Source organism: Azonexus sp. MM2026_4, from assembly GCF_055901855.1.
The window spans coordinates 653595-666365 of the sequence record NZ_CM148380.1 but is presented as its reverse complement, the minus strand read 5'-3'; the positions used below and the strand labels follow the sequence as shown (position 1 = coordinate 666365).

At 65.9% G+C, this 12771-nt stretch carries 5 protein-coding genes; 3 read left to right on the top strand and 2 right to left on the bottom strand.

The window, feature by feature from the left end; genetic code table 11:
- Positions 1–2: 2 nt before the first annotated feature.
- The 3 genes from AC0KWY_RS02935 to AC0KWY_RS02925 are packed head-to-tail and all read left to right on the top strand — an operon-like array spanning position 3 to position 3448.
- Positions 3–1142 (top strand): VWA domain-containing protein, encoded by a 1140-nt coding sequence (locus tag AC0KWY_RS02935; RefSeq protein ID WP_474028153.1) that lies wholly within the window; start codon positions 3–5, stop codon positions 1140–1142.
- 2 nt (positions 1143–1144) lie between these two features.
- Positions 1145–3091: an SWIM zinc finger family protein gene (locus tag AC0KWY_RS02930; RefSeq protein WP_474028152.1), complete on the top strand. Its 1947-nt coding sequence runs from the start codon at positions 1145–1147 to the stop codon at positions 3089–3091.
- A 6-nt stretch (positions 3092–3097) separates the two neighbouring features.
- On the top strand, positions 3098–3448 hold the full coding sequence (locus tag AC0KWY_RS02925) for a hypothetical protein (RefSeq protein WP_474028151.1): 351 nt from the start codon (positions 3098–3100) through the stop codon (positions 3446–3448).
- Here the strand turns inward: AC0KWY_RS02925 and AC0KWY_RS02920 are convergent.
- Positions 3398–8140, bottom strand: coding sequence for a hypothetical protein (locus AC0KWY_RS02920; RefSeq protein ID WP_474028150.1), 4743 nt, complete (start codon positions 8138–8140; stop codon positions 3398–3400). The genes AC0KWY_RS02925 and AC0KWY_RS02920 overlap by 51 nt on opposite strands.
- 17 nt (positions 8141–8157) lie before the next feature.
- A complete protein-coding gene (locus tag AC0KWY_RS02915) occupies positions 8158–12531 on the bottom strand; it encodes a hypothetical protein (RefSeq protein ID WP_474028149.1) in 4374 nt (1457 codons plus the stop codon).
- Between the last annotated feature and the right edge of the window lie 240 nt (positions 12532–12771).

Sequence of the window (12771 nt, the reverse complement as noted above, 5' to 3'; positions counted from 1 at the left end):
CCATGAATCCGCCCCTCGAAACCTCGCACCTCACCCGCTGGCGCCTGATTCTCGGCGAAGCGGCCGATGCCGCCTGCGGTGGCGGCCTCGATGCCGAAGCCCAGGCCATGGATGCCGCCATGGCCTGGCTCTACGGCCGCGATCCGGAACTCGCCGAGCGCGGCGTTTTCGAACGCCGCCAGGGCGGACGCGAGGCCTCGGCGCTGACCACGCCGGAGTGGATCAATGAGATCCACCGGCTGTTCCCGCAGGAAACCATCGAGCGCCTGGAGCGCGACGCCATCGAGCGCTTCGAAATCGACGACGTGGTGACCAATCCCGAAGTGCTGGCCCGGGCGCAACCCAACGAAACCCTGCTCAAGGCCGTGCTGCGCACCAAGCACCTGATGAATCCCGAGGTGCTGGCCATGGCGCGCAAGCTGGTCGAGGCCGTCGTCCGGCAGCTCATGGAAGCACTGGCCCGCGATCTGCAGCAGGCGTTTTCCGGCGTGCTCGACCGGCGCCGCCACACCCGCCTCAAGTTCGCCCGCAACCTCGATTTCCGGCGCACGCTCAAGGACAACCTGCGGCGCATCGACCCGGTTTCCGGGCGCATGGTCGTCGAGCGTCTGCATTTCTACGCGCGCAACCAGCGCAGCCTGCAACCCTGGCAGGTCATCCTGCTCGTCAACCAGTCGGGCTCGATGCTCGATTCGGTCATCCACTCAGCCGTTACCGCCGCCTGCCTGTGGGGCCTGCCGGGCATCCGCACACATCTGGTCGCCTTCGACACGGCGATCGTCGACCTCACCGACGACGCCAGCGACCCGGTGGAACTGCTCATGAAAGTGCAGCTCGGCGGCGGCACCGATATCCAGAAAGCCGTGGCCTACGCCGCCGAACTCATCGAACATCCGGCGCGCAGCATCGTCGTGCTGATTTCCGATTTCTACGAAGGCAGCAGCGAACACCTGCTGCTCTCCCGCGTACGCGCCCTGACCAGCCAGAAAACCTTGTTTCTCGGGCTGGCCGCGCTCGATTCCCGGGCCAATCCGGTGTACGACCGTGCCCTGGCCGCCCGCCTGGTGGCGGCCGGCGCCGAGGTCGGTGCCATGACCCCCGGCCATCTTGCCGCCTGGCTGGCCGAGAAAATCCGCAGTTGATGATGACACCGACCCGCACCGATCTCCTCGCCCTCACGCAGGACGGCCTGATCCAACTGGCGAACGCCGGGCTGGTCAAGCGCGGCTTGCGCGAACTGGCCGCCGGCCAGGGACCGCAACTGGCTGAAAGCGAAGATGGCACCGTCGAGGCCCGCTTTGCCGACGGCACGCTGACCCGCCTCGCCGCCGGCCGCAGTCCGGGTGATGCGACCTGCGCCTGCCCGGCCAGCGGCATGTGCCGGCATCGCGTCGCCCTCGTTCTTGCCTACCAAGCTGCCGCAGCAGGGCAACCCGACAGCGGGAATGCCGCCGCCGAGCCGGCACCGCCCACCGCCTGGAATCCGGCCGACTTCACCGAAGCCGGCGTCAACGCGCTTCTCTCGGCCAGCGGGCGCAACGAACTGGCCCGCCTGCTGCGCCAGCCGCTCGAAATCCATCTCGATCACGGCGCCGTGCCTTCGGCCCGCCTGCCCATGGCCACCGTCCGTTTCCTGGTCCCGGGCGAAATCGCCTACGCCCGCTGCGACTGCGCGCTCGGCCAGAACTGCGCGCACGTCGCGCTCGCCGTCCGGGCCTTTCGCCTCGGCCGCGAACAATCGGCCCAGCGGGTCTGGCTGGGCGAAGCCAGTGCCCAGCCGGCGCCCGCCCTCCTGGCCATCAACGAGACCTGCGATGCGCTGCTCGAACGCCTGTTGCGCGAAGGCATCACCGCCGGCCCCGGCCCCTACCTGCAAAGCATCGAGGCCGCCTTGCGCGCTGCCGAGCAGGCTGGCGCTACCTGGCTGACCCTGGCCCTGCAAGCGCTCGAAGCCCAGATCAACGCCTACGCCGGACGCAGCGCCCGTTACAGCGAAAGGGAAACCCTCGCCCTGGCCAGCGAACTGTTCGCCCGCCCGCGTGCCGACGGTGGACAAGGCGCCGGCCTGGCCTTCAGCCTGGGCATCGGCGAAGCCATGGAAACGGCCATGGCGCAAACCCGGCTGGTTTCGCTGGGCGCCCGCCTGCGCGGCAATCCGCAGGAAATTGTCGCCAGCATCCTGCTGGCTGATACCGACACCGGCTCGGCCCTGCTCCTCGACAAGACCTTCACGCCGAGAACGAGCGAAGAAACGCTCGACCCGGAGGCCCTGCCCGGACGCAGCCTGAGTCCCGGCCTCAGCGTGCGAGCCGTGGCCCGGGGGCAGTTGCTGACCGCCGTCGCCCGCCGCCGCGCCGACGGCAGCCTGGTCCTCGGTGCCGGACGCGGCGGCAAGACGGCCCTGATGCCGCATGCCGGGCGTTATGACGTGCCAGTGCCGATGGCGGTCAGCCATTTGCAGGCACTGACCGCGAGCCAGGCCGAACGGCCGCCGCTTTTCCTGCGCCCGCGCCATCGCGTGCGCGACATCCACGTTTTTCGCATCGAACGTTTTCTCGGCCAGGCCTGGGCGGCCGGCGCTCAGGTCTGGAAAGCTGCAGTCGAACTCGCCGACGATGGTGGCACGCTTTATCTGGAGCGCAGCCACGATGCCGGAGCCCCGCAGGCGATGAACATCCTGTTCGCCGCCGCCGAAGGGAAATACGGGCCGGTACGCCAGATCGCCGGCACCGTGCGCTTCGCGGGCGGCGTCGTGGTCTGCGACCCGTGGTCGCTGAGCGCCGACACCTTGATCGTGCCGGATGTGGACGGCGCCATTCATCCCGCCAATCCGCCGCAACTCGATCTCGATACCGCTACCTTCCCGCTCGCCGAGCAGGTCCTCGAATGGCTGGCCGAAGCCGTGCATCTGGGCCAGCGGCGCCTGCCCGCCGACTATGCCGGACGTGGCCAGGCGCTCGCCGAGCGTCTGCGCCAGGCCGGCTACCTCGAAGGCGCCGAACGCCTCGCCGCCTGGCTGCGGAATGACGCGGCGCCGGTCGATGCCTTTGGCCGCCTGGCCGTGTGGATGCAGGCGCTGTACGAGGAATAGCCGTCAGTGGAACAACAGCCGCCCGATCGGAATCAGGCACGAGAAGAAAAACAAGAAGGTGCAAAAGCAGGCGCTCTGGCGAGTGCTGGCAGTGTGCGCATCGGCACCCTGCTGTCGGCGCTGGAAATTCGCGAACGGGCGATGATGCCGGCCCTCGATAGCCTGCCCGGCGAACACCAGCCCCCCCTCGAAGCGCCGGTTGACATCAGCCGGATCAGTGCCGGCACCAGACGCACCCTGAGAAACTCCAGTGGCCTCCTCGACCTTCGAAGGTTCGCCATGTGTCTCACGGAGACGCAACCGCCGTCACTCTGTTGGCGTATATCCGAGGACGTAGAACTCGCGGGCGAATACTAGGCGCTCCACTATCGCATTGCGCACGATTCCCAGGGGCATGACCGTCTCCATGTCATCGGAGAAGTGCCGTTCAAATTCGCGCAGCACCAGCCGTGTGCGACCATTGCGCAGTTCTTCCGGCACGGCGATGCGGCCCTTCCAGATACAGTCTTCGATCGATATCAGCTGGGCGATCAGGCCTGGATCGAGGCGCGATTTCGCGCGCAAAGCGCTGGTTGACCGCTCGGTCATCGCCGCCGACGGCTGGTTCGCCTGCATGGCCTGCGTGGCGAACTGCAGCAGAACCTGATTCGACTGGTGCGGGACGGCATCGCCGCTCGCCTTGGCGCCCTCCTCCACGTCGCGCCAATCGAGATCGGTGTCGTACCCTGCCGCCTGGTTCTGCACCGCGACCTCGATGCGGTTATGCCCTGCCCCGGGCCCGAACAGCGCCTGGAGGAAAGGCGGCATCCCCGGCAGATAGGCCTGGCTGGAGCCGGCGCCGCGGCGCGGTGCCGGGCCATAGACGCTGAAGTCGAAAACGCCGTTGATTTCCCGCCAGTCGATGCGGCGCCTGGGCAGCAGCGAGGCGAAGGGGGCCTGAACGGGAACCGACAAGGCCATGCCGTCGATGGCGTGTGGCTGCAGGCGCGCCAGACTGAGGCGCACGAAGGGCATGTAGCTGTTGCCGGCCTCGATGCGCAGATCGGCAAACCATTGTTTCCGTTCGGCATCGAAATAGACCCGGTGGCCACAGACTGTGACGTCGCGCTGCGCTTCCGGCAACCAGGTGTCGAGCTTGCACACGGCATCCGGGAAGGCGGCGGCGGTAACTGCCGCACGGGGATGGTCGGAGTCGAAGATCGGATCCAGCCCCCACTGGCTGACCAGGTGTTCCAGTTCCGGGTGGGCGGCCAGGTCGGCGAGCGTCTTCTGGCTGCCATCGGCGGCGGCAACGATGACGCCCAGCAATTCGCCTTCGCCGGACGCGAACCAGGGACGCTCCAGGTAGATGCGCAGGCAGTTGCCCTGCCGCACAACACTGTGCGTTGCGCCGTTGTCGCTCGACGTCCAGGTCTGCGTAGGGACCTGATAGACGACCTTGGGCGACTGTGGACGACCCGAGGCACGCACGATCTGAGCTTGCGGATCGCCATCGACCCGCAGCAAGGGGGCACCGCATTCGGCGGAGATGGCCCCGTCCAACGTTTCGTCGTAATAGCCGGCCGGCAGCGTGAGGCGGTCGCGGACCCAGACCGGGCCGAGCCGCGTGATGTTATCGTCCTTTGCGGTCAATTCGGGAGGCAGGTACTCGCGAAAGCGGGAAGTGGCCAGAAGCCGGTACTGGATGAAGCGGAACTTGTGGTCGCCGAACTCGTGGCGCAGATGGACGCGCAGGCCCTCCTCGGTCGCTGTGCCGAGCAAGGCGTAGTCGAACTTGATCGGATCGGGCGAACCAACCGAAGGCTGGGCGATTTGCACCTCCTTTAGACGGGCGCTGACCTTGCGCCGCACCGGCTTGTCGGTTGCCTCGTCGTCTACCCATTCCATCCATTCGGCCAGAACCTCGAGTTGCGCAGTGCTGCGGGCGTGGTAGCGGACAAAGGTCTCGCGCGTGAAGTCGGCATAGGTCGCCAGGTCCGGCCGAGTCTGATGAAGGTTGGCAAAAGCGGGCGGACAGACCGGATGCTGGGTGGCGTGCACGAGTGTCAGCGTGCGGTCGGGGGTGATCATCCAGTGGGCGCCGAAGGTGGCGAGAAGGCCGGGGTTCGGCCACGGAGGATTGGCTCCCACCCACTCGGGCAGGGCCAGATGGTGGACCAGATCGGTACGCACGGCGCAGGCGTAGCGCACCGGCGCGATCTCGCCTTTGCGCAGAAAGACGGTCAGCGTGCGGGTCTTGCCGTCCCAGCACGGCGCCGACTTCCTGGCATTGTAGTCGTCGATGAAGCGGGGCGCGTCGATGGACTCGTCGGCCTCCGCCACTGCGATGCGGAAGCCATGGACATGCGGCCAGACATCGTGTGCTTCGGCAGTTCCGGTGAACGGCACGTACAGAACCAGTTCCTCGGTGTCGGTGATGTACTCGGCGAATACGCCGTCGTCCTTGTCGATTTCCATCGGCTCGGTGACGCCGGGTACATCGCGCAGAACCACCGCAGCGGCCAGCGGGTCGGGCAGATAGGGCGTTTTCAGGAAATCCTCGGTGTGAATCACGTACTGACCGGGCTCCAGGCGGAAGCCCTCGCCCGGCGGCGGATCGAGCTTGTCTTCCAGGGATACCCCGTTCTTTGCCGGCGTGATCAGATGCACCGGTGCGCCGCCATCGTAGAGCGTGCCGGCTTCGAGCCCGACGATGGTCTCGTAGGCAGTCTTTATGGCGGCCGGTCCGCCGGCGCTGCCGGCCGCATCGAACGCCTGCTCGAACATGCCGTGCTGCTCGGCCATGAACTGCGAGGTCTTGGGCGGCACCACGTGCCGCAGATTCAATGCCTGGTAGGTAAAGCCGCTGCTGGCCGGATTGTTGTCGGCATAGGGCGCGCCCTTCAGGTAGTCGGCGGCGCTCTGCGGCTTGTAGCTGCCGGCGTCTTCGGCGACGTCGGAACGGATGACCAGGCGTTCCAGCGACTCGCCTTCGGAGAGGCGCGCCTGCAAGGCCAGGGCCGGCGGGTCGAGCGGTTCGAGGCGGCGGTAGACGATCTCGTCGCTGGCCTGCTCCAGGTCGCCGATGTTTTTGTCGTTCCAGGCAAGGCCGTTGCCCGCCAGGTCGACGACACGCGCCCGGAGCCGGTAGCTGTTGCCAAAACGCAGGCGCGGCAGGCTATTCGGCTCAACCGCCGTGCTCGTCAGGACCTTGCCGGCGCCGATCGCCTGGTCGCCGTCATCGTGCGCTTCGGCACGCTCCTCCTGGATCAGGCCGTGCTCGTTTTTCGCCACGATGCGCTTGCCCGGTCTCGGCGCCACCAGCGACCAGCCCGTCCATTTGAATACGGCTTCGTGCAGATAGTGATCCTGGGTGCCGATGTTGTTGTCGACCGCGTCGGGACTTACCTGGGTAGTCGTCGAGGCACCACGTACATAGCCCTCGTCGCGAACCTGGTTACGCTGCTCGTCCGGGTCGAAGACGTTGCTGCGGTCGTCGGCGTAGCGGTAGCTGGCAATGCGTCGGCAGAGCCCGCGCCAGCGTTTCAGGTGCCCGTCGCGCACATCCACGCGATAGCCGCGCAGCACGTCTTCCGCATAGAGCAGCATGCCGTCCGACGTGCTGGGGTCGGCAAAGGCGTCATTCTTGACGTCGCTGGCGATCAGGTCGTCGGCAACCGTCGTGGCGCGGTCGTGGCGGATCACCGTCAGACCGCCGGAGCGCAAGGCCGGCGTGCTCTCGCGGTTGGCGTTGGTGGTGTAGGTCAGCTTGCCGGGCTGATTGAGGGCCTCCGGGTCGTTGGAGTTGGCGACTTTCTGGATGTGGGTCAGCATGCTGTTGGCGAAGTTGACCATCTTGTGCGCCGAACCGTCGGGATCGACCTGCACGAGGTTGAATGCGCTGGGTTCGAGCTTGTGTTTGCCGAGCTCGACGCTGCGCAGCACATCGCCGGCACCGGCAAGCGCGAGCAGGCCATCGTGATGGTCGCCGCCCGGTCGGGCGGCGACGACGAAACGGTTCGGCAAGAGGCGCCACGCGGTGCGCGGCAGGTGGTTTTCAACACCGGCCGGATCGCCATCGCTGCGCTTGAGAAGCAAGGACATCGCACCTTGCAGGCCGGCCGGGCCGGTCGCCTGCAACTTGGCGAGCAGTTTCCCGTCATCGTCGATGACCGCGTTGACGACCAGCCCCAGGCGGCGCATCATGCTTGGCGCATCGCCAAACGAAGCGACCAGCTTGTGGAAGTCGAAGCTCGGCGTCTTGATCAAGGCCTTGACGGCCTTGGGGTCAGAGTGCGAGCGATAGGCCTGTTGCGCTTCGGGCCGGGAATAGAAGCGGTTGGCCTGATACAGCGCGTAGGCGGCCGTGCTGCCGCCGAATTCGCCGCCGAGGTCGGCAGGCAGATCGGCCGGCAAGGTGCGGCGGCGATAGCCCTTGCTATTCTTGATCGGCTTGCCGTCGATGCCGCGCACCGATTCCGGCGCATGCCGGCTGTCCGACCCGAAATAGCTCCACCCGACCGTCTTGTCCACGCTACCGCCGGTGAGCAGATGGCCGATGCCGGGCGGCACGCCGCTCTTGTCGCTGTGCCCATATTCGCGTCCCAGACGGCCGCCGGACGCGGCGCCGATCATCGGCCCCAGCGGGCTGCTGTCGAGCGGGAAAAGCGGAGGCCGCTCCAGGCCGTTGCTGCGCGCCAGGTCGCCGTAGTGATCCTTCAGGAAACGCACCAGATGGCGAACCGGAAAGGAGCGCAGATTGTGGCGGCTGAGATCGGTAAACTTGAAAGCGTCAACCCACAGATCGGGAGTGAAGATGCGCGTCCACGTGGCGCTGTCGGGCCGGCTGGTCACGTTGAGAGCGTGCTCGTGGCCGTCGATGCGGATGCCGAACTCGATGCCTTGCAGGGTCTTTGGCCAGTCGATCATATCGCTGTAGCCATCGAGCCGCTGCTCGTCGGGCGAGGTCGGCGACAGGCGCGGCGAGACAACGATGGATACGCAGGGCCGGCCTTCCGCGTCGAAACCGTTGGGCAGCACGGTCCACACCAGTTTTTCCTTGATGGCCATTTTCTTTCTCCGGTTGTTCAGGCAAAGGCTTCGACGTAGTCGCGCCACGGGTAGCGCGTGTCGAGCGTGAGTGGCTCATCGGGCCCCATCAGGGCGGCGAACGGCGGGTCGCCATTGGAGCCCGCGAACTGGCGCTGGCAATGGATCGATACGCTGATCGAGAACAGGAAGAGGCTGACGGAGATGGTCAGGGTCGCCTCGCCGCAGCACTTGCCGGTATCGAACTGATAGCTCAGCGCGAGGTAGAGCTCCAGCGATGCCGAGATGATGCACAGCACCTCCACTTCGCCACCCAGCCGGAAATAGCCGGTCAGCGAGCAGGCGCTGTTTTCCATCCGGAAATAGATGCCGGCCATGACGTGCACGCCGCCGGAAGCGACCCCGAAATCGATGGCAATGGCCGCACCGAATTCGAAGGAGGCTTCCAGCACTTGCACGCCATGCGGATCGACGGTCAGGCCGAAAAAGCCGCCACCGCCGAACATGGCCACCGTAAGGCAGAAAGGCTGTTCGCGCGTGCAGAAATTGAAGCGTACCGACAGCGGCTGGCCGATGAAGGGCACGCAGAAGCCGGCGCCCAGCGACAGGTTGCTGAGGTTCAAGACACCGACCGAGAGGTTGGGGAGCGACAGGGAAAAGCTGGCGTCGATGCCTTTCTCAGAGATGTCCAGCGCCGGCGGATCGCTGAAGCCGTCCAGCGGGATCAGATCCTTGAGGGTCTCGACGAATTTCAGCGGCCCGAGGAAATGGATCGCGTCGAGGACCACGTCGACATCCATCTTCAGCGAGGAATCGGCGTTGAACTCGATCTTCTCGAAGGCCAAACCCATGAAGGCGTTCTTCTCCCCGAGCAGGATCAGGTCGAAGTGGCGCAATGCGCACTGCACCCTGGCCTTGACCTCGCCGCTGCTCTTCTTGACCTTGGCCTCGACCGCGATGATGAAGGCCTTCTTGTCGTTGGGCTTGAACAGGGTGCCGAGGCTGCCGTACAGCGAGGAGCCGGGCGCTGGCCAGGGTGCGATCTCCGGCTGCCAGGCAAAACGCACCGTGATCTGATCGCCGAACAGCGCCGTCAACAGGGCGATGAGTTCGTCGGATTTGGCGGTGATGGCGGCAAGCCCATTCAGGGCGTCGAGCACAGTCTTCTTCAGGGCTCCCTCGAACAGCGCGATGCCCGCCATCAGCGGCTGGAACGTGGCGAGCGCCGCATTGATCTTGTCCAGCAGTTGCTGCAGCGCCAGCGGGTTATCGAGCAGCGCCTTCAACTGGTCGGGAGGAACCAGCAGGCAACCGATCTGCTGGGCAAGGTCGGCGGCAGCATCGATCAAGTCCGGCAGCTTCTGGATATCGGCGACGATTTTCTGGACCTGCGCGATACGCGCGGCGAGCGGTTTGAGTTGCTGCGCAACGATGGTGTTGACCGTCGCCGACAGCCCGGCGTCCGGCAGTTCGGCGAGGCGCTGGCTGGTCGCCGCCAGCAGCGGCGCGAGCGCATCGGTCAGCGGCTTGAGCGCGTTGCTCAGGTCGGCGGGATTTTCGACTGCATTGGCTGCGGACTCGAAGGTGGCGGCGGCCGTATTGGCGGCGTTCTCGGCGGCGGTGATCAGGGACGCGATGCTCGCAGTCGCGACATCGAGCACGGCGATCTGCGCGGCGAGTTCGTGCATGGCCAGCGCAACCGCCTGCCGCAACGCACCTGCCACTGCACTCTGGGCAAGCGACGGCAGGGACCCGGCCAGGTCGTGCGTCTGGCCAAGGGTGGTGAATACCGTCTGGGCGACGCTTGCCGCCTCGGTGACGAACTTGGGCAGTTTGCCCAGGTTGCTGGAGTCGATGTTGAAGGCGCTGATCACCTCGCCCAGCGGAATGCAACCGAACAGCAAGGGGCTGAGCGACTTGAAGAAATCGCTGCCCTTGAACTGGCCACCGCCGAACTGGCCGACGTCACCGGAAATCGGTCCGGACAGGCGTGAAACGCCGGACGGCGCGAGGTTGGGCTGGACGAAACCGCCGGAACGGTTGCCCTGCTTGGAAAAGTCGAGGGCGCCGCCGCCCGGTTCGACGTCGAGGAACACCTCGCCGGCGTTGAATCCTTGCGCCTGACCGACATAGTCCCGGTTCCAGGTCACGGTGTTGCTGGCGTCGCCGCCGGCCAGGTAGGCCAGGCAGGGAATGCGCACCTCCGCCGAGGCGAAGGTCGGATACATCAGAGGGCCGTGCTGCGTGGCGGAATCAAAACGTAATTGCGCAACTTCGGCGCCGAAGGTGACATTAACCATCTCGAACGAGGTGTCGCCCGGCTTGTGGCTGGCGGCAAGCGCCACGCGCTGACGGCCAAAGGCCGCAGTGCGCCAGCTAAGGGCACCGGGGTCGAGGTAGGCTTTCTGCGCCTTCTTGAAATTGCCCTCGGCCAGCAAGCGCCCGGGGTCGCTGCCGGGGTTGGCGAGCGTATTGTCGATGAAGATCGCCGGCAGCTTGAATTTCACCTCGTTGCCGTCGAGGTCGGTGCCGACGTAGCTGAAAGCATAGGGGGCGATGCCTTGCGCTTGACCAGCGGCCGGCACCGCCGGCCAGAACAGCGACTGCAGCTTGTTATCGATATCGGTCAGGGCAGGATCGGCCAGGTTGGGCGTCACCCGCGTCAGGATGCGCACCCGCGCGAACGGGAACTCACGATGATAGTAGCGGCCATAAGGCGTGTCGCCAGCCAGATGCATGACCGGGAAGTCGCGCACCGGCTCGCGGATGATCATGAACATCCGCTGGCGCAGGTAGGCGGGGTTGCCTTGGTCCTTGGCATGATGGAACTTGCGCTCGCTGACCTTGACCAGCGATACACGGTGACCGAAAGGCAGCAGGTAGCCCTTGTACACCACCTTGACGTAATGGTCGCGTGCCTGGGTGGACTGGTGTACCCACTCCTCCACCGCCAGGCCGTCCGGTACTTTCCAGGCGCCGCGCACGTCCATCCAGCCGCCCAGGGCGGACAACATCAATCGTTTGCACTCGATCGGCTCGGTGTCGCCGCCGACCAGGCTGAAATTGCTCGACAGGTGGACGATGTTGAAGCGGTCGAAATCGTCCAGCGTGGCGCGGAAAGGTTCGTTGCTGTGTTCGGGTTGTTCGGTGTGCTTGGCATTGACGCGGTTGCTCCAGGCACCGTTGAAATAGGTTGGCGACGATTCCGGCCCGACCCGCGCCCAAATGGCACGAACTTCGGTGCCGGAACCCGGGCCTTCCAGCACCGCGCCGTTCTCGTAGGTGCCCAGCCTGCTATGCCAAATCGGCGTGCGGCCGGTTGCCGGAAAGGCGAACGCCTGCGGATCATGCACGAAGCGGCCGGACTCGTTGGGCGACAGCAGGAGGCGGAATGGCATCTCCAGCGCGGTTTCGGTTGCCGTCGGTTTGTGCGGGACCGGAGGCTGGATCAGAAAGCGCGTTGTCGGCGCGAAGGCCACCTGCAGACGGCTGGCGCGGATGGCGCTGACTGCGGCAATCGCCGTGCCGTAGAGCGGAGCGGAATGCTCCGGACGGGGCGATCGACCGGCGGCGCGCTGGGCATTCTGCGCCGTGGTCGGCAGGTGGGCGTTGAGCGTCTCGGCATTCAACTCGGCGCGGCGCAGCAGCAGGTTGGCCGCATCGGCGCCGTGGCGGGCAATCAACTGCTGGTTGCGCAGGGTATCGGCCAGCACCGCCGCCCGCTTGCTGACCGGGAACTTGCCGAATGACCGGCGCTGAGCGCCGAGCAGGCTCGACTTGCCGCCGACCACCAGCCGGACCACCGGCTGCCGTTGCGCATTGCGGGCGATGCTCAGCGGCAGATGGCGGCAGGCTTCGAGGATGCCGGCCAGGGTGTACTCGATCCGCACTATGCCGGCCTTGGCAAGGAGCTTCTCGTCGTAGATGAAGGCCACGCGGCTGCGGCCGGCGATGCGCGACTTGATCGGCGGATCGGCGAGCGTTTCGTTGCCGCCGGGTTCGGTTTTGGTTCCCGGCGGAACCGAGGCGTCGACATCCTTGACGTTCTGATCCGGCGTCTCGTAAAAGACCTGTTCGGCAATCGACTGCGGCGGAAAGCGCAGGACGATGTAGGCGCGGCCCCTGCCGCTCGGTATCAGGATCGGCATGCCCTTGCCGGCGGCCGGGACCTCGACGCGAAGGTTCACGAGGCCGATCTCCAGGCTGAGGAAGTCGGCGCTGCGTATTACCGGCGGGCCGAAGGCCACGCGCGTCGGCGTCACAACGCCAGGCACCGGCACGATCTGGATCGCGTTCGGATCGCTGCCAAGGAGAAAGCGCTTGTCACGGGCAAACTGGATCAGTTGCTCCGCCGTGGCCGGCTTGGTGTTGGGCGCATTGGAGGGTGAAAGCCCCTTCGTGTTCTTGGCCATTGTGATTCTCCTAACGAGGTAGCGCGAAAGGATCGCCCACCAAGTGTGTTCGGAGTGCCCTTACTGTCTGAGGTGGACACCAGGGAAGACTGACCGCAGCATGGTCAAATGACCGTCATTGAAGGCAAGGCACGGTGCGACCCAACTGTCGAGGTCAGAGCCCCGAGACGGCAGTGCCTTTACGCATGCCTGCATTAAGCGCTAGGGCATCCCCCCCGCAATGGTTCACTTGGCGTCACT

Excerpts from the sequence above, each read along its gene's own strand:
- AC0KWY_RS02935 (WP_474028153.1), top strand. The coding sequence starts at position 3 with ATGAATCCGCCCCTCGAAACCTCGCACCTCACCCGCTGGCGCCTGATT.
- AC0KWY_RS02930 (WP_474028152.1), top strand. The coding sequence starts at position 1,145 with ATGACACCGACCCGCACCGATCTCCTCGCCCTCACGCAGGACGGCCTG.
- AC0KWY_RS02920 (WP_474028150.1), bottom strand. The coding sequence starts at position 8,140 with ATGGCCATCAAGGAAAAACTGGTGTGGACCGTGCTGCCCAACGGTTTC.
- AC0KWY_RS02915 (WP_474028149.1), bottom strand. The coding sequence starts at position 12,531 with ATGGCCAAGAACACGAAGGGGCTTTCACCCTCCAATGCGCCCAACACC.